The organism is Dyadobacter sp. 22481 (assembly GCF_052044875.1).
Classification (GTDB): Bacteria; Bacteroidota; Bacteroidia; order Cytophagales; family Spirosomataceae; genus Dyadobacter; species Dyadobacter endophyticus.
Genome location: NZ_JBQENV010000003.1, coordinates 489,889 through 508,122 on the forward strand (window position 1 = coordinate 489,889; position 18,234 = coordinate 508,122).

The window sequence follows — 18,234 nt, forward strand, 5'->3', positions numbered from 1 at the left end:
CCATCGACCATCTGCTGACAACCCATGAGATTTGTCATGAGCCGTCACAACCGCTCTTAGTTGATCTTTATCACGCAGTTACAATCTCCTCTCGGCTTCGCTGATTGGTAGGTCGTTGATACTTGCATACCGGCGTTGCATGAGCCCATGCCCGTTGAACTCCCAGTTTTCGTTTCCATAGGCACGGTACCATTGCCCCGCTGCATCGTGGTATTCGTACTCGAATCTTACCGCGATCCGGTTATCGGTAAATGCCCAGAGTTCCTTTTTGAGCTTGTAATCCAGCTCTTTGCGCCATTTGGCGGTAAGGAACCGAACCACATCCTCACGGCCATTGATAAACTCCGAACGGTTTCGCCATTCGGTGTCCTTCGTATACGCGAGCGATACACGCACAGGGTCCTGGCTATTCCAGGCGTCTTCGGCCAGTTGCACTTTTTGAAGTGCAGTTTCCAATGTAAATGGCGGGAATGGGGGTTTTTGCTCCATGCTATATACTGTTGTGTTAAATTTGTGATAATTCGAAAACCGTCGGGTGCCGTCTAGCCAAGTTCCGCTATTTGCCGGATCATTTGATTCGTAAAGCCCCATTCATTGTCGTACCAGGCCATCACTTTCACCAGATCGCCATCGACCACACGGGTCATTTCCAGATCGACTACCGCGGCATAGGGGCTCTGCTTAATATCGGTCGAAACGAGCGGCTCGTCTGTTACAGCCACCACCTTTTCATATCTTGCAGAAGCAGCCTCTTCCGTCAGGATTGCATTGATCTCCTCCGCGCTCGTCGGCCGTTCGGCTATAAATGTAATGTCGGAAATGGAACCTACCGGAACAGGGACGCGCACGGCCACGCCATCGAATTTGCCGGCATATTGCGGCAATGCTTTGGTTGTGGCAATGGCCGCGCCGGTTGCAGCCGGTGCCAGGTTAATGCCTGCTGCCCTGCCCATGCGCGGTTCTTTCTTCGAGGGAGCATCTACCAGCGCTTGCGAGGCTGTGTATGCGTGCGTGGTGTTCAGAATGGCCTTTTTAATGCCGATCCTGCGGCCCAGGATTTCGATAATCGGGCTGATATTATTGGTAGTACAGCTCGCGCAGGAGAAGATCGACGTTTTTCCTTCTTCGGTATTGACGCCATGAACGATCGTAGGCGTATCCTTGGTAGGACCCGAAATGACCACAAAGCGTGCACCCGCTTTGATATGCTTTTCCGCATCGGCGTAGTTGGTAAATACGCCCGTACTCTCGATCACCACATCCACTCCGAGCTCCTTCCAAGGCAAATCATCGATAGACCTGGTCGTTGAATACCTGATTGCCTTGCCGTCTACCAGAATGTCGTTCCCTTCGACCGTTACATTGTGGTCGTACTTGCCATAAACGCTATCATACTTCAAAAGGTAAACCGCATTCTCGATGCTCATCATATCGTTGATACCCACTACTTCGAGCCCTTCCGTTGCAGTGATTACTTTCAAGGCTGCCCGGCCTATCCTTCCGAAACCATTAATCGCTATTCTTTTCATTGTTTTATATTTAAATTATTATACAGAACAGTCTGTCTATTTTTAGATAAAAAAATTTTAAATTCTTTTCAATAACACCTCTGCCATCTTCCTGGCCTTTTTTACCGGCCAGGTATCCCGGTAAATTTTCGATTCTACGATCGCCCCTTCATACAAAAGGTAGATCGAGTCGCCCACAAAATCGACGTCAAGGCCACCATCGCCTTCCAATGCCTTCTCCACAAAACCCTTCACATACTGCCTCAGCTTTGCCTTATGCTCGATAATCTCCTTAAACATCAGCGGACTATTGCCACCTACCTCCGACAGGATATTAATGAACTTGCAACCCAGATAATTGTCTTTTTGCAGTGTATATTCCAAAAAATCAAAGCAAGCAGTGAGCTTCTGCCCGGGCGCCTTTTTGGCACTCGTCCATTGCTCAATGCCTGAAAACCACTCTTCCCTGCCCTCTTTCAGGTAAACAACACCCAGTTCATCCTTCGACCCAAAATGCTGATACAGACTCGCCTTGGCCACATTCGCCTCTGCAAGGATCTGATTGATTCCCGTGTTGTTATATCCCTGGCTGTGAAACAGCCTCGTTGCCGTTTCCAGAATCCGCTCCCTCGGTCCAAGTTTCTTTGTCATGTCACAAAGATACAACAGTTATTATTACAGACAAGTTTGTCTATATATTTTTCTCAAAAGTTATTTTAGAGCAGCACATTCAGCTCCATGCTGTGGAAATCTATTGATTCATTAAACGCCTCATTGCGCGGACGGAGGGGATACGGATGTCCCCCAGCTCCTATTGGGTTCGTTACCCATTGTAAAAACGAGCTTGCCTCCTTTCATCAATTCGTCACGGTACAGCCAGCAGTTCTGAATCTTTCGCCCATTGAATGTCAGGCTTTGAACATACACATTCTCCTTTGAATTGTTCTTTGTTTCGATCACCAACAGTTTTTTATCGCCAAGACTTATTCTTGCCTTTTCAAATGCCGGACTTCCAAATTCGACAATTGGTCGCAGGTCGGTAAACCCCTTGACGTCAAATAATCCCAGACTCGCCAGCACATACCACGATCCCAATTGGCCCTGATCTTCGTCCTGGCCATATCCGTAACCGTGAATGGGTTCAGTTCCATAAAATTGATCGCAGATCATGCGTGTCCATTTTTGCGTCAGCCAGGGTTGCCGCGAAAAATTAAACAGCCAGCTAATGTGCAAACTGGGCTGGTTACCGTGGTTGTAAACCGCGTTGATCCCTGCAAATGCATCGATGGACTTTCCACCGCCAAAACCATTTTTCTGAGCGTCGTTAAAAATCCCGTCGAGCGTTTCATTAAACTGCCCGTTCCCCAAGGCACCGATCAGCGCGGCGGGATTGTGCGGAACATAGTAGGTATACTGCTTGGCATTGCCTTCCTGAAAGCCGCGCCATGCCTGGTACGGATCAAAATCCTTGATAAATTCGCCGATTTCCGTCTTTGGCTGGATAAGTTTATTGGCCGGATTAAGCAATTTTCGCCACCCGTTCGAATAATTCATGAACATCTTATAATCGGCGGTATTGCCCAGGCCCCTGGCCATTTGAGCGGCAGCAAAAGCACTAAAACTGTATTCCAGCGTATGGGAGGCCGAAAAACTGGATCCCGTTGTATCCGATACATAATTGCTCCCGTTCTCGACCTGCGGAACGTAGCCTAATTTGAGAAATACTTTGGTATCCATTTTCCCGGACCCCTTCAAGCGGTTTTCCCAGCCAAGCTCGTTCTTCCGGACAGCCTGATAGGCCAGGTTTACATCGTAGTCCCGCAGGCCCAGCTGGTAAGCCGCAGCAACGGCCAGGCCCACAAAATTGGTACCCACTCCGGAAACGAATTCACTGTGGGCGATGCCGTCCCCGAACCATCCCCGGTCCTTGTAAATGCGCAGGTGTGTATTTACAAACCTCTGGTACCATTCCGGATAAGAAAGCGCCCATAGCTGGGTAATATTCCAGAAAGCGCCCCATATAGCGTCGGTATTCATGAAACCGTACTTCTTTTCCTGTTCAGACAGCGTCCCGGACATCCCGCCATGTTGGGGGTAAGCCCCATTGAAGTCACTTGCAATACCGCGGCCCAACAAGGCATGAAACAGCCCCGTATAGAATTTGATCTTGTCATTTTCATTCGGCCCTTCCACGTAGAGCTTACCGAGCTCTTGCCGCCAGGTTTCGCTCGCCAACGATTTGGCCCCGTCGAATGTAAGATCTTGTGCCTCCGCCAGGAGGTTGGCTTTGGCGTTCGCGGTGGAGGTATAGCTTAACCCAACCTTAATTTCCAAAGTCTCTCCGGCCGAAGTATGGTAATTCAAAGCAAGTCCGGCGCCCTTACCACTTATACCCGTCTTACCTTCCTGAATACCTTCCGAGCTAAATGCGGTTACGGTTTCCGGCTTTCTGCTGAGCTGTCCATATATGAACATCGCAACTTTGCCCTCCGGATCGTAGCTGGCCACATATTTAGGATAGGTACTGACGTGACCTTCAAAATGGGTATCATCGATCATATGGATTGCACTGCCGGTTACCGCCCCGCTTTCACCTTGCGTTTGCCCTATATCAAGGATGATGCGGGCCTGATCCGATTTTGGAAAAGTGTAGCGATGAAATCCGACCCTTTGGGTTGCAGTAAGTTCCGCGGTGATCTGATAATCATCCAGCAGCACCTTATAATAGCCCGGCTGAGCGACTTCGCTGTTGCGGGAGAATGCTGAACGGTAACCGCTTCCCGGCTTGTCCAGCTCCCCGGGATTTAATTTCAACGGACCTGTGGTAGGCATAAAACTTACACCACCTACTTGCCATTCATGAAAATGTACAAACCCTTCGATCGTATTTTGCCTGACATCGTAACCTACCGCCTCCCAGCCACTCGCGTTACCATAGTGACCGTTGGTAGATGGGGCAAGTTTAGCCATTCCTCCGGGCACCGCCGCCGGTGTGAAAAAGAACCATCTGCTATGCGCGGTACCGATATTCGGATTTACATATTTTAAAACATCCTGCGCATCCGCGCCAAAGGTGACAAAAGAGGCGAAGAAAAAGGCAGTTGCTTTCTTAAATGATATTTTCATTTTGGTCAGGTTAAGTCTAATTTTCACCCTGTTCAGACAATGCGCGGAAAAATGGAATCATATAATCGATCTATGCATTGCCCTGGTGATTGGGTGGCGGAATTCAGGACCAGGTCAGAGCTGGTGGGTGATTCAAAATCCGCATTGATGCCGGTGAAATTGCCTATTTCGTTATTCCTTGCTTTTTGATATAAACCCTTAACATCCCTGGATTCACAGATCGCAACCGGGCAGTCGACAAAAACCTCAAAATATTTCTCTCCCAGTTCGATGCGGTTTCGATTGCGTTGGCTTTGCAGAGGTGTAATAAAGGAGCAGATAACCACGATTTTTTTCTGAACGAGCATCTTGCTTATTTCCAGGACCCTGCGGATATTTTCGGATCTATCAGCTTCCGTAAAGGTCAGGTCTTTGTTAATGTTCGATCTGATCAAATCCCCGTCCATTACAAAAGTAAAGAACCCGTTTGCATTCAGTTTCTCTTCCAGACCGGTTGCTATGGTGCTTTTGCCGGCACCCGACAAGCCCTCTAACCAAATCACAAGCCCGTTCTGGTCCAGGTTACTTTGTCTCATTTAGAAATGCGGATTGATTGACCAAACAAAGGAAACTTCCGTTCAAAAGTGATTCTTTATTATATAAAAACGGTTCACCCGTCGGCGTGGTAACACTACCCCCACTATACGTTAAAATAGCTTGCCCGGCTGCGGTATCCCATTCCATTGTCGGCCCGAGCCGGTAGTAAATCTGTGCTATTCCTTCTGCCACCAGGCAAAATTTCAAGGAACTTCCAACTGAAACGCTTTTCACGACCGGGTATCTGGCCAGCATTTCCGCTTCTTCGGGAGCGCTGTGCGTACGGCTGCCCACTGCTGTCCAGCCGGAAACCCTTCTATCCACTTCCAATGCAGTTTTAACGCCGTTTGCATCAATTTTCCATGCGCCATCAGCTTCACTTGCGTAATACATGAGATCGGTAACGGGCACAAAAATCACCCCCAAAATGGGCCTGTTTTTGTGGATCAATGCAATGTTGACCGTGAACTCTCCATTCCTTTTCACAAATTCCTTCGTCCCGTCCAGCGGATCTACACACCAGAAATAATCCCAATGCTTCCGTTCTTCAAATGGAATATTCCGTCCTTCCTCCGATAAAACGGGAATGTCCGGTGTGAAACCCTTTAGTCGTTTCGTGATCACCTCATTGGATGCTTCATCCGCCAGTGTCAGCGGCGATTGGTCCGATTTATACGTTACCGCATCTGATTTTGCAGGATCGTTGTAAATTCTCAGAATAGCCTCTCCGGCCTCCCTCGCAATAGTCAGCAATTCGTTTATATCAATATCCATTATTAACCCTGTCAAAAACCTAACTTTTAACCATTACAAAACGGGCATCCGGCTGCTTACCGAGCGCAGTAATTCTTCTTGCGCCTTCCTTTTTAGCAGGTCTTCCGGTTTTAACTGCCGCCTGACTTCCTGCTTCATTTTCAGGTTGCTCTCTGAAAATAAAGCAATTTCCTCCTCGCTAAAATCGCGTTCCTTTTCTGTCGGAAAATGCTTTTTGTATCCTAGTTTTTCAAGGGTATCTCCCGCAACTTGCTCAAAGATCAGAATGTCCTCTTCGCTCAGTTCTTTCAGGAATTTGTTATGATTATCCGACAAAACCGGCTTCACGACATTCTGCCACATCAAACCGGAGTTTGCCGTTTCTTTCGACTCATCAGATTGATAATATTCCATTGCTGCATCCGAATACTCGGCACCGATGAAACTACATAATTCGCTCAAAACCCTTTGCGGCTGGCTAAGTAAATCCTCATACCGCACCTGTATCACTCTCCCGGCACCCAATGATTCTCTCAACTTAATGGATGCCTCCTGTTCCTGCTTCCATTGGCGGGCAATATGGTAGATATGCTTTTCCCCGACTATCGCCTTTTTAAAAGACAACGCTACATCTCTCCCATCTCTGAACAAATGTAAATACAGCGGCTTTTCGGTATATTTTTCAAGTTCTTCGGCGTACCGGATGTTTGCCATGCTTTTGCACATCCAGATCGCCGCACCTTCATGCTCAGCCTTCATTTCATAAATGATCCGCGTTATTTCGGGAAGTGTGGGACGTTCGACTCTTTCAATAATCGCTTTCCGGTCCAGGAGAATGCCTGGCCAGGGCACGGGATTATATTCTACCAGGAGACAAACATCTTCAACCAGCCGGGCGAAATTCTCCGGGTTTTCCAAATCGCCATATGCCGGGAGCAAAGGCATAAACCTTTCCAGGATATGGGGCGGATGCGGTGCGGAAACTCCTTTCAGCTGATTTAACATCAATCGTAACAGGTTGGAACCCGACCGCTGGGTCCCTATCATTTGAATACAAACCATAGCTATAAAATCAATAATCCTGCAATTCCAGCTGCGGGTATGAGGTACACCGGATCTACCTTAAAGCGCATAACCAGAAGCTGGGCCACGACAAAAACAACCACCGTAAAAACTGTAAATCCGCTATTAGCCATCATCGTATAAGCCGCGGAGACGATCATCCCGATGATAGCCGGGCGCAAACCTTTGAAAACCGCAATTAATGCAGCCGATTTGCTGATCTGATTAAAAAAACGGGTACAAATAATCGTCAGGATCGCCGTTGGAAGGAAAATCGACAAGGTTGCGTTCAATGCGCCCCAAAATCCCGAGAGCTTGTATCCGATAAAAGTTGCGCTGATAAAGATCGGGCCGGGCGTAATTTGTCCCATGGCAATGGCATCCACAAACTCTTTGTTGGTAAGCCATTTCATGCCATCGACTATCACTTTCTGCATCGTTGGTATGATCACGTAGCCGCCGCCGAACTGGGTCAGGCTCATCGTCGAGAACGTCAGTAATATTTGCCGGTGCAGATTGACGATCACGTTTTGTCCTTCGTAAAAGTAAACGAGTGCCGCAATCACTGTAACGAGAATAATGGAATAGACGATAGCTCTTCTCGGGGTTTCAGTAGTCTGAATTTCAAGCTGTTTTTTCTTTTTTGCCTGAATGGTCTTCACTGGTGGTGCTTGTCCGTAATAAAAATAACCAATCACACCGCTCACTACCAACACCGCCAAAGTGGTAAGGTAGGACTTCGAAAATGCTGCAATCGATGCGGAGGCAATGGCAATCAATATCTGGGGCCAGTCTTTAATACTTTTCTCACCCATGCTAACGGCAACGCTGATAATCACGGCCGCAACAGCCGGAAGGATTCCCGCGAAGAAATGATTCATGGCCGGGATATCTCCAAACGCTAAGTACAAATGGGAAAGCACCAACATGAGCACGAAAGAGGGAAGCAGCACTCCAAAGATGCTTATCAATGCGCCTTTAACACCGCCAAGTTTGTAGCCTACAAATGATACCACATTCACGGCCATTGGACCAGGAAGTACCGACGCCAGCGATATGCCTTCCAGGATAGTCTCATTTTCAATCTGCCCGTCTTTCTCTACCACTCTTTTCTGGATCATGGAAATGAGCGCCATAAATCCACCCCACGACGTCGCACCTATCCTCAGGAATGTCAGGAAAAGGTAAATCAGGCTGGGTTTCATAGGCTATTTGTTCACAAGATAGGGAGCAACCAGATTGCCCGGGATAAACTCGGCGCGATAAGGCATGATCCTGCTTTTGAGCATCCACAAAAACCGTCCTTCCCTGTTTGTAAGTACTACCGTGTTGGTTTTGGAGCTGCATTGCAGGATGGTTTCGCCTGTTACCAAATAAGCGCTGCCCATTCTGGCGGTATAAATTTCTTTGGGTAAAATGATTTGTCGGGTAACGGCTGCTGTTTTGCTTTTTTCGTCGAGTCTAAATGTCAGCGTACGCGTTTGTTCGCGGCTGGTACCGTTATCAAAAAGCATCAGATCGCCTTCCGCATTTTTATGTACCGCGTGGCCCTGGTCGAAAATACCTTCCTCGGGGATCACAAAATCGCCTTTCTTGCCAAATTTCCAGATTACCTTCCCGGTTTTGGCATCGATTTTCCAGACCTGCCCATTGTTGTAAAATGAAACCAGATAATTGCCGTCGGTATCGAAGTTGACGCTGTTGGCATGCATCCAGTCTTTCTTCTCCTGCATGATCTTCGGATCTTTCAATGGATCGAGTACGTCAAAAACCGACCAGCTCCATACTTTTTTCCCTTTTCTGTCGAGTACAATGATTCCGTCACTTTTGACAGTGTCTTTTGCAGTTCCGCCCACGCTGGTAAGGTCCATGATCCTCGTCTGCACGCTCAACGTTACTATTTCACTTTTCGGGTTCAGGATGATTTCGTGGTGTACCGTTTCTCTGAAATCGCCTTCACCTTTTTTGAGATGCAGCAGCGTATCGCCGGTCATGGATAGTTCGAGAATTTCATTTCCATAGCTCGTCGGATATTCCTCGGTTCCGAGAATGGATAAAATGGTTTTGTTGTGTGTAAAATGTGTGGTTTTAAATCCGGTACCATTCACCTGATGATACCAGCGGATCTCACCCTTTGAATCCAGCATAAAAATAATCCCCGGGGTTTCCCGGCGGGCGATGAGCACAAAACCTTCTTTGAATGTCTGTGGTAACACCGCCGGATCGGGCGCGATCACCCGGAAGAAATCCTGAATCCAGACAGGATAACCGGGCGTTTTGAAATCGTATACTTTACTGCTGGTTTCCGCTCCCCCGTTTGTCGAGATGATCTGATAAAGGTATTGTGAGCTGGGACGGAGATTGGTAAGTACAAGGGCGTGCTCAGTACCTTCGGGAGAACTTGGTGTGGTGTATTTGGTAAGCGAGTCGCTTTTTGTCCAATAGTTGATGCGAAGACTGTTTTTATGAGTTGTTTTTACATCAATTTTCACTTTCAATGTATTTCTGCCGGGCGCGCTCAGGCTGATCGTTTCAATACCCGAGCCACCACAACCTGTCAGGAACATTCCAGCCAGGAAAATCAGAAAGTTGAGTAAAATGCATTTCATAAATAAGAGAGACGTGGGTCTGCGTAAATATAGTAAAGTGCTTCGACCGCCGGGCGCCCCCCTGCGCTCAGCATGACAATCTTTTGTCACCCTGAGCGCAGCGGCGGCCGCTGCGGTTGAAGGGTTATTGCCTGTCGCTATTGCTTAGGCTTGGGTTGAGGTCTACCTGTGTTTGTGGATAGGGAAAATACTTATGCTTGTTGATATCAATACGTGGAGCCTTTCCGATGGAGGAGAGATAGGTGTTCACCACTGATTGATATTTCCCCATACGGATCAAATCCTCGCGCCGTTTGCATTCGAAGAAGAACTCCCAGCCACGCTCTTTCAGGATCTGGTCACGCAATCCGTCTTTCGTGAATGTACCGGCAGCGCCCAGCAATGTAGCTTTCGAGCGTGCTTTTACCTGATTGATCAACTGAATACTTTCCGCATTGGGTCCATTCAACTCATTCAAAGCTTCGGCGCGGGACATCAGGATATCCGCATAACGGATGATCGGGAATACGTGCCCGTCCAGGTAAGTGGTTGACCCTTTGGGGTCCGCATATTTTTTCGACGCCACGTTCGGCAGATAATAATAGCCGGCGGGTGGGTTGGTTTGCCCGGCGGGAGGTTGTACATAATGCAGGCCGTCACTGCCGATATAGTCATAAAAGAACATTTCGCGACGATCGTCATTCTTTTCAAATGTATTCCAGAAATACCACGTGATCGCGAAATACTGCCACCTGTCGGTTACCTGCTTATTGTTGATAGGCCCAAAATGGTTCATCATTTCGGTGCCATCCACGAGATTGTTGGACAGCGCGCTAAAAATATTTTCGGAACACCATTTGTTGTTTTCTTCAAAAAGTCCCGAATAGGTAGGGTAAAGAGCGTACTGTTTCAGGTCCATGATCTGCTGGGAAACCTCAACCACTTTTTGCCACTGTTTTTCACGCATATACAATTTGCAGAGTAATGCCAGCGCCGAACCCTTTGTGGCTCTGCCAACATCATTGGTTGGATAAATCGCGTTACTGCTGTAATTCGCCGGTAAATTTTTTGCGGCATATTCCAGGTCGGCTATGACCTGTTCGTTGATTTTTGATAATTCCGTTGGGGGGGTATGAGCTCCATAGTCGGGACTTTGTACGCTTTTGGCTACGGAATCTTCCGTCATCAAAGGCACGGGACCGAATGCATTTGTCAAGTCAAAATATCCTAGCGACCGCAAGAATTTTAGCTCGCTTAGAAATTGCGTCTTTTCGGCATCCTTCAATGAAGCGATTTTCGGGATATAATAAAGCGCATTATTTACGTCGGAAACGAGCTTAAATTGGTGTTGCCAGGCATAAGCCAGGTAGGTATTGCCCGGCCCCCAGTTGGACTCGGACATGAGGCCAACGTCTCCGCCAGACGCTGCATGCCCGACATCGGTTGTGAGGTCAGTAATCGTTACCTGAAAACCAGCATAATACATCCACGAATCGTTCGTTCCGCTGGGCTGTTTCAGCCTCGAATACGCTGCATTGACTGCCGCAATGGCATCGTCTTTCGATTGGAAAGCGTTGGCGTCGGTGAGGATGCTGTACACTTTGGGTTCAATCAGCCCTTCGCAGGATACTGCAAGGCACAATAGGAGCAGCGATATGATTGATATATATTTCATTGTCAGAATATTAAAAGTTAATTTTTAAACCAAGGGTATAGGAACGGTAAGAAGGGAACGCCGTATAATCCAGCCCCGAAGCAAGGTTGATAGCAGCGGTTGAGACCGCAGAGGGAGGAGTCCCTCCAATGGCTGCCGTACCTGAATTGGAAGCCCTGGTGTTTGATTCTGGGTCGGTTCCGGTATAATTGGTTATGGTGAAGAGATTTTGAATAGTTCCGTACACTCTTACATTGAGTTTTTTAGCTGTGCCAATCGGGAGATTATAACCCAAAGTGATCATTTTGCAACGCAGGAACGAAGCATCCTCTACAAAGCGGTCATTGATATAGCTTCCATATGAAGTGGTTGCATAGCCATCGCGTGGAATGTCCGTGTTCTGGTTGTCCGGCGTCCATCTGTTTAAAGCGGCCGTTCCATAACCGGATTCAAGAACTAATCCGTTACCGTTGAAAAGACTGTAACCCAGGGCACCTTGCATGAATATATTCAGATCGAAATTTTTATATCTGAACTCATTTCCAATACCATAAATATAATGTGGGTTAGCATTCCCGAGGTAAGCGCGATCATTTGCATCGAGTTTGCCATCATTGTTGACGTCCACATATTTCGGGCTGCCGGCTGGTGCGCCGGGTTGCGGCGTATAGGTTTCGCCTGTTTTGATCACCCCCGCGTACTTATATCCAAAAAAGCTGCTGAGTTCCTGGCCCTTTTCCAGTTTGGTGAAGTCAATAGCCCTACCACCGTAAGGATTGGCTGTTTGGGTGATAATATACGGACGACCACCCAGATTCAGTACTTTTTGCTTGTTGTAGCCGATGTTGAACGAAGATTTCCATCTGAAACTCCCTTTTGCAATATTTTGGGTATTGAGAGAAAGTTCAAGACCACTGTTTTGAATAGAACCTGCGTTCACGATCTGGGTAGTGAAACCCCACCAGTCGCCAACCGGAATATTCAACAGCAGGTCCTTCGTTTTTTTGCGATAGTAGTCGAAAGTTGCAGAAATACGCCCATTGCCGAAGGCAACATCCGCACCAATATCAAGCTGGGCGGTACTTTCCCATTTAAGGTCAGGGTTGGGCAGACGACTGGCGGCTGTTCCGCCGTAAGAATTATTACCGTCCAATGTTACGTTAACGGGGGAAAACGTAGTCATGTACGCGTAATCCCCGATGCGGTCGTTACCTGTGACCCCGTAGCTCGCTCTTAGTTTTAAGTCAGAGAACACATTCAGATTCTTTACGAAATCTTCATCACCGAGACGCCAGGCGACTGAACCGGATGGGAAGTAACCGTAGCGGTTGTTTGGTCCGAAGCGGGACGATCCGTCTCTCCGGATGGTAAAAGTGGCCAGGTATTTATCTTTAAAAGCGTAGTTAATACGTCCGTAGGCGGAAGCAATTTTAGTATTTGTTTTGGAGCTTGTTGAGAGCACGCGTTGCGTACCGGCTCCAAGATTATTGTAAAGAAACGCATCTGTACTAAAATTTTGAACAGCCGAAAAATGGTTTTCGACGATATCGTCTTGCATCGATACTCCTGCAACAGCATTAATAGAATGCGCCCCGAAGGTTTTGACATAGGTAAAATAACCTTCTACAAGATTTCGGGCAGCCGTATTTTCCTGGACCGTCGCACGGCCCCTTACTTTTTCTCCGTCTACAAGGGTACGTGGCAAGTAAGTGCCTTCCTTCGATGCGTTGTATTCCGTACCGGCATTCACCTTGAAGGATAATGCATCGGTAAACTGGTATTCTATAAATGTGTTGATATTGATCTTGTTGCCATAAAGGTGGTTGACGGGTTCCAGCAACCAAGCAATGGAGTTATCGCGGCCCTGAAATCTAGCGTATGTCCCGTCAGCATTGTAGGCAGCTATTGCGGGCGAAGCAGACAGGATTCCATACATCACATTGGATGGCTGAATGTTACCGTCATAATTTTTGTACATAGAGAAAGTATGCGCCCCGTACATATTCGCGCCCATTTTAAAGCGTTTACCAAATTGTTTATCCAAGTTTAAGCGGATAGAATACCGGTCATAATCGGTATTTTTAAGCGCTCCGTCCTGAGAGAAATAGTTAAGTGAAAGCGCCACGCGAGTATCCTCATTTCCACCACTGGCAGTTAAACTGTAGCTCTGTACTTTTGCATCACGGGTGGCCAGCTTGAACCAGTCGGTGTTGGTCCCGCTCGCCAGATCTGTCGGTGTGTAGGTAGGGGGCAAACCTCTCTCCTGATTTTTAGCATTGGTGATTTGCATGGCCTGTAAACCAGTCATTTTATCATATGAGCTGGCTACTTTTTGAATCCCATAGTAGCTATCCAAAGTCACCGTAGGCTTGCCCGTCTTACCTCGTTTTGTGGTGATAATCACAACACCGTTTGCACCCCTTGCCCCGTATATGGCGGTAGCCGAGGCGTCTTTCAATATCTGAATATCATCGATATCGTTCGGGTTTATCTCTTTTCCGGTTTCGGACGGAAATCCGTCTACCACATATAGCGGTTCGTTGGTCGAGGAAATGGAATTTCCACCTCGCACACGGACGACCGTCGAACCACCGGGAGCGGAGTTGGACTGGCTCACCTGCACACCTGCCGCTCTTCCCTGAAACGCCTGCGCTACGTTGGAAGTAGCACCCCCGAGGTTCAGGCTTTCATTACCGATGGAGCTTACCGCGCCTGTCAGGTCCTTTTTCTTCTGCGTACCATAACCCACTACTACCAATTGGTCCAGTGTCCTGGAATCCTCTTCCATGGTGATGCTAAACTGATTCTTATTACCAACGGTAACCTCAGTGCTCTTGTAGCCAATAAATGAAAAGCGAAGTACCGCCTGACTGTTGGGTACATCCACAGAAAACATTCCCTTCGCGTCGGTAATTACGCCGGTGGTAGTTCCTACAACAGAAACATTTGCACCGGGAATTCCACCTCCCTTTATATCTGAAACCGTTCCCGACACACGGCGTGCGTCACCCGACGCAACCGTCGCCTGCTGAGAATAGCCCGGTCCAGATAAAAATAGTGAAACAAAAATGAGTGTAAATAAAAGTCTAGGTGTCATTTAAACTATGTTTAGGGTTATTACTGATTGTTTTATAAAGCATTGCCAACACGAGAGGAACACAGCCACTAAGTAACTGATAGCAAGTACTTTAAAGGATGCAAACAAATATATCAAATATATGTGCTCGTACACACGCCAAATTAAATATTCCTGATCTTTGAACCTTTAGAAGAAAATTTTACTGCAAAAGGGGAAAGAAAAATATTTTTTAACTTTTCAGGCCATTTCGTAAGCCAACTTGCCGCTTACCGACAACGTTGCGTTTGATGTGTGGTCCTTACAAGATGTTACCCGGACTTGCGACAAAAGAGCCCAGGTGAATGAGAGATTACCATCCACTTACCTTACCATCGCCTTTAAGTAGTGAACCTGATTGTTGACCTTATTCCGGATTTTGATGGTATAAAGTCCCGGCAGGATTTCCGATTTTCCCTTTATTACCCAGCCTGCCGGCGCCTCGGAAAGTTCCTTGCTGACAAGCAATTGCGTTCCGTTTAATGCTATGAAAGAAAGATCGTAGTCCGCAGGGCTTTGCATTGCTACACGGAATTCCTGCCCGACAATCGGGTTTGGGAACACGTAGAACGGAGCAAGGTCCTTGCTACTGACCACATTTATGATCCTCGAAAAAGTGAATTTTCCATCAAAATCGAGCTGCCTGAGCCGGTAATAATAACGCAAGTGCTGTTGTACATCCGAATCAAGGAATGTGTACTTCGATTTGACCAACGTTGTATTGCCGCCTGTCACAAGTCCCTTGGTCTCGAAACGCAGCCCATCCAGGCTCCGCTCGATCTCAAATCCCTTGTTCTGCTCTTCCTGGGCCGTCTCCCATGTTAATTTAATGCCTTCCGCATCGGGCTTGCCGTCAAAGCTGATCAGGGTTACGGGCAAAGGATCCTGTATTGTAATAGAAAAGTCTTCAATCTGGCCTGAGCCGTAATTGACCAGCGTACGGCCGGTATTGTACCCTATGATCGTACAGGCGTCCGAGGTCGAAGCAGGGTCGGCCAGCACTCTGACACGCAATGGAATATTGCGTAATGCGGTTAACGGCATTGCGATACTGCCCGATATGAAGTTGTCATTCCCGCCGGGTGTCGTTCCCTGGAACACCAGCTCATTGTTGGCTACGCCAGTGGTAAAAATCCCGTCGTTGTTGTAATCGATATAAACCTTTACACGGTGTGAATTAGTGTAGTTTCCCCGGATCGAGACCGGATATGAATGGCCCGAGTTCATAACCGAAACGTCGGTACAGGTGCGGTCCACATAATTGGCACCATCTTCCTGCGAATTGCCCGAATTTTTGTTGATGGTCCCGAAGGTGAAGTTTGTAAGGCCAAAATAGACACTTAGCCCGTTCGATGCCGTTGGTGAACATTGCGCTGCGGGGGTTACCTTCTGCGCGCAGCAAGGAATAGCCAATGTAACCGAATTGCCGCAGCCGTCTCCATCCTCAATGTTGATTATCGCCTCTGCTGTATTCGGAATACCCGTAATGGTGTTTCCCGCAACTGTACCCGCAGAAGAGGTTACCAGATAATTCCGCGGATTCTCGAACTGCACCTGCCAGCTATCTTCGGAAGAGCAGGAGGTCACGACATTCCTGATACCGGGATTATAAAAAGTAATGGATTTTGAAGCCGTCAAACCGTTTGCACAGGTCAGCGTATAGTTCCAAACGGTGGAGCTACCTGCGCCGGGCAGTGGTTTAGTCCCCAATCCCGACTCATTGATAGCGGAGCCGTTACGGGTGATCGAGGATACTTCGCTGCAAATACAGCTAACCCTGGTGGTCGGGAAACCATCCAATGTACAGTACTCGTCTGGCCCAGAAATGACTGCTGCCGCTGTTGGGGCCGAGGGCGCTAACATAGGCGAGGCAAGCAAAGTCGCGTGATAGGTTTCCAGGGTCGCGCGCATCGCATTCACCTGGTCATTGGTAAACAATTTGTCGCAGCCGCCACCAAGGTAGTTCATGATGTTCTTCTGAATATTCCCGTACGGAGTATTCGTGCATGGATTTATCAATGCCATGGCGGCATCCGAACACCCCCAGTTATGGTCGCAATTACTTCCTATGCCATATGAAATTAACGGAGGAGTATCGACAAGGCCATCGCCGTCGCCACATCCGCAGTCACTCCGGGAAGGGAACGGGTGTCCGAGGCCCAGATAGTGGCCCACCTCATGCGGCGTTACGTAATCGTGCCCGCCGCTCATTTCCCCGGCCACCCCGATGAACCCCTCGGCTGGCCCTCCAACACCCGATGCTCCATTGTCAAGGCGGTTGACGATCCAGACGTTAAGGTAAAGGTCCTTGTCCCAGGTAACCCAGCTTTGCACCTGTCCCCAGGTCACCCCCTGGTTGAAAACCCCTTTGGATACATAGGTCGCGTTTCCAGACGCATCAAACCGGGTAATTGCGCCCGCCGGATATGCAGAGCAGTCGGGCCCATATTTTGCCAGCTCAAACGCTATGTCCACATCCGGGCTTCCGAGGTAATACCCCTGCCCGCGGTAAGCGTCGTTGAGATTGGTGATAATGCCATTAATCTGTGCGTCAGTAATCAACGACGATGCTGTGCTGGGTTCGATCACGTGGACAACTACCGGAATCCGGTACAGGTCGTTGGTACGGAGGTTGGCGCCGTCAGACTTTTGCTTCAAGCGTTGCCGTATCAGAAACCTGATTTGATTTTCAAGGACCGAGTCGGGCTTGTACCCGCAAAAGCCGTTTGCAGTTTGCAAAGCAGGTTCGTTGGAAACCTGACAAAAAGCACCTATGCTCACCAAAAAGGCGCAAATCAATAAAATTAGCTTCATTTAATAACCAGTTAGTTGAAATAAACAATTTCTAACGCAACGGGAGGGTTATTTCACGGAATTCTGAAATTGCACCGGAATTCTGCTGAGCAAGTCTTTCAATTCAGGGTCACTGTCATCAAACAATACAGGAAAAAACCGGCCATCAAGTACCTGGTCCTGCTCCATCGCGGGAAAAGCCGCCAACGCATCCAGACGCTCATAACCGGCTGTATTCCCTAATGTTTCGTGCCCCATTGCATTAATGACCACAGCCCTGCGGGACCGCTCGGAATAGTTGGCGTAGGAACCGTGCATGGTGAGCGGATGGTGAAAACTTGCGTAGCCCTTTTTCAATTCGTTAGCTACTTTTTTCTCAAAAACAGCTTTCTGATCCTCATCCAGCACCTGCCTCACTGCATCCATATCGCCCGCAAGGCCGGTAATGGGCAGTAAACCCCACTTATGGCTTCCGGGAACGTAGTAGAGGCAACCATTCTCGACACTGGCGTCATCCAGACCAATCCAGCACGTCAGGTGATTCATGGGTTTAGTGAAAGTCCAGTACGAAAAATCCTGATGCCAGGCTACGACGCCCCCATGCCTGGCCGGTTTGCAAAACAACTGGTCGTGAAAAAGCCGGAACGGCTGACCTAAAAGCTGATAGGCTGCCATACGATACGCCGGAGCCCAGATCAGGTCGTGAAAACCGGGTGTGACCCGCCAGGCGCCAATCGCATGAAAAAGTACTTTGTCGGGATCTTCGGATTCGTTACGCTCATAATGATAAAACAACTTCCTTTCCTCGCTGGTTGCCGACTGCAACCTTACCAGCTCTGTATTCAACAGATCCACCTGCTCCTCGCTCATGATCCGGATACCCGCGACATACCCATTCTCCCGGAATGAATGGAGCTGATCTTCTGTCAGTACATATTGCTCCCATTCGGCTGCGGTTGTGGGCTGCGCGAATATGCTGGCTATCGGGTTGCTGAAATTCGCCAGGTCAGCAGGCGATGTTACCTTGTCGTTTTCCATTTTTTAACACTTTAATGTTTC

13 protein-coding genes are annotated in these 18,234 nt (G+C 48.2%); all 13 read right to left on the reverse strand.

The genetic code is table 11. The features are described from left to right. Window positions 1-78 precede the first annotated feature (78 nt). On the reverse strand, window positions 79-489 hold the full coding sequence (locus ACTJJJ_RS20825) for a nuclear transport factor 2 family protein (protein WP_188937542.1): 411 nt from the start codon (window positions 487-489) through the stop codon (window positions 79-81). A 53-nt stretch (window positions 490-542) separates the two neighbouring features. Further along, window positions 543-1,529: a type I glyceraldehyde-3-phosphate dehydrogenase gene (locus ACTJJJ_RS20830; protein ID WP_426295631.1), complete on the reverse strand. Its 987-nt coding sequence runs from the start codon at window positions 1,527-1,529 to the stop codon at window positions 543-545. A gap of 57 nt (window positions 1,530-1,586) precedes the next feature. Next, window positions 1,587-2,159, reverse strand: coding sequence for a TetR/AcrR family transcriptional regulator (locus ACTJJJ_RS20835; protein WP_440702906.1), 573 nt, complete (start codon window positions 2,157-2,159; stop codon window positions 1,587-1,589). Between the two features lie 120 nt (window positions 2,160-2,279). Beyond that, window positions 2,280-4,634 (reverse strand): GH92 family glycosyl hydrolase, encoded by a 2,355-nt coding sequence (locus ACTJJJ_RS20840; protein WP_440702907.1) that lies wholly within the window; start codon window positions 4,632-4,634, stop codon window positions 2,280-2,282. Between the two features lie 32 nt (window positions 4,635-4,666). Continuing rightward, the gene (cysC, locus tag ACTJJJ_RS20845) at window positions 4,667-5,209 is read right to left on the reverse strand and encodes an adenylyl-sulfate kinase (RefSeq protein WP_440702908.1); all 543 of its coding nucleotides are present in this window, start codon (window positions 5,207-5,209) and stop codon (window positions 4,667-4,669) included. After that, window positions 5,196-5,984 (reverse strand): 3'(2'),5'-bisphosphate nucleotidase CysQ, encoded by a 789-nt coding sequence (cysQ, locus tag ACTJJJ_RS20850; RefSeq protein WP_440702909.1) that lies wholly within the window; start codon window positions 5,982-5,984, stop codon window positions 5,196-5,198. The genes cysC and cysQ overlap by 14 nt, the downstream gene beginning before the upstream one ends. Before the next feature lie 33 nt (window positions 5,985-6,017). Then, window positions 6,018-7,025 (reverse strand): sulfotransferase family protein, encoded by a 1,008-nt coding sequence (locus ACTJJJ_RS20855; RefSeq protein WP_440702910.1) that lies wholly within the window; start codon window positions 7,023-7,025, stop codon window positions 6,018-6,020. Between the two features lie 2 nt (window positions 7,026-7,027). Then, a complete protein-coding gene (gene chrA / locus ACTJJJ_RS20860) occupies window positions 7,028-8,230 on the reverse strand; it encodes a chromate efflux transporter (protein ID WP_440702911.1) in 1,203 nt (400 codons plus the stop codon). Window positions 8,231-8,233: 3 nt separating this feature from the next. Beyond that, window positions 8,234-9,634: an aryl-sulfate sulfotransferase gene (locus ACTJJJ_RS20865; RefSeq protein ID WP_440702912.1), complete on the reverse strand. Its 1,401-nt coding sequence runs from the start codon at window positions 9,632-9,634 to the stop codon at window positions 8,234-8,236. A 124-nt stretch (window positions 9,635-9,758) separates the two neighbouring features. Beyond that, window positions 9,759-11,288 (reverse strand): RagB/SusD family nutrient uptake outer membrane protein, encoded by a 1,530-nt coding sequence (locus tag ACTJJJ_RS20870; protein WP_440702913.1) that lies wholly within the window; start codon window positions 11,286-11,288, stop codon window positions 9,759-9,761. A gap of 10 nt (window positions 11,289-11,298) precedes the next feature. Further along, window positions 11,299-14,364, reverse strand: coding sequence for a SusC/RagA family TonB-linked outer membrane protein (locus ACTJJJ_RS20875; RefSeq protein WP_440702914.1), 3,066 nt, complete (start codon window positions 14,362-14,364; stop codon window positions 11,299-11,301). 342 nt (window positions 14,365-14,706) lie between these two features. Next, window positions 14,707-17,196 carry a M43 family zinc metalloprotease gene (locus ACTJJJ_RS20880; protein ID WP_440702915.1) on the reverse strand — a complete coding sequence of 830 codons (2,490 nt, stop codon included), beginning with the start codon at window positions 17,194-17,196 and terminating at the stop codon, window positions 14,707-14,709. A 48-nt stretch (window positions 17,197-17,244) separates the two neighbouring features. Then, entirely contained in the window at window positions 17,245-18,213 is a 969-nt protein-coding gene (locus ACTJJJ_RS20885) for a phytanoyl-CoA dioxygenase family protein (protein ID WP_440702916.1), read from the reverse strand. Between the last annotated feature and the right edge of the window lie 21 nt (window positions 18,214-18,234).

Coding starts and splice junctions, on each gene's coding strand:
- ACTJJJ_RS20825 (WP_188937542.1), bottom strand. CDS start 489: ATGGAGCAAAAACCCCCATTCCCGCCATTTACATTGGAAACTGCACTT.
- ACTJJJ_RS20830 (WP_426295631.1), bottom strand. CDS start 1,529: ATGAAAAGAATAGCGATTAATGGTTTCGGAAGGATAGGCCGGGCAGCC.
- ACTJJJ_RS20835 (WP_440702906.1), bottom strand. CDS start 2,159: ATGACAAAGAAACTTGGACCGAGGGAGCGGATTCTGGAAACGGCAACG.
- ACTJJJ_RS20840 (WP_440702907.1), bottom strand. CDS start 4,634: ATGAAAATATCATTTAAGAAAGCAACTGCCTTTTTCTTCGCCTCTTTT.
- cysC (WP_440702908.1), bottom strand. CDS start 5,209: ATGAGACAAAGTAACCTGGACCAGAACGGGCTTGTGATTTGGTTAGAG.
- cysQ (WP_440702909.1), bottom strand. CDS start 5,984: ATGGATATTGATATAAACGAATTGCTGACTATTGCGAGGGAGGCCGGA.
- ACTJJJ_RS20855 (WP_440702910.1), bottom strand. CDS start 7,025: ATGGTTTGTATTCAAATGATAGGGACCCAGCGGTCGGGTTCCAACCTG.
- chrA (WP_440702911.1), bottom strand. CDS start 8,230: ATGAAACCCAGCCTGATTTACCTTTTCCTGACATTCCTGAGGATAGGT.
- ACTJJJ_RS20865 (WP_440702912.1), bottom strand. CDS start 9,634: ATGAAATGCATTTTACTCAACTTTCTGATTTTCCTGGCTGGAATGTTC.
- ACTJJJ_RS20870 (WP_440702913.1), bottom strand. CDS start 11,288: ATGAAATATATATCAATCATATCGCTGCTCCTATTGTGCCTTGCAGTA.
- ACTJJJ_RS20875 (WP_440702914.1), bottom strand. CDS start 14,364: ATGACACCTAGACTTTTATTTACACTCATTTTTGTTTCACTATTTTTA.
- ACTJJJ_RS20880 (WP_440702915.1), bottom strand. CDS start 17,196: ATGAAGCTAATTTTATTGATTTGCGCCTTTTTGGTGAGCATAGGTGCT.
- ACTJJJ_RS20885 (WP_440702916.1), bottom strand. CDS start 18,213: ATGGAAAACGACAAGGTAACATCGCCTGCTGACCTGGCGAATTTCAGC.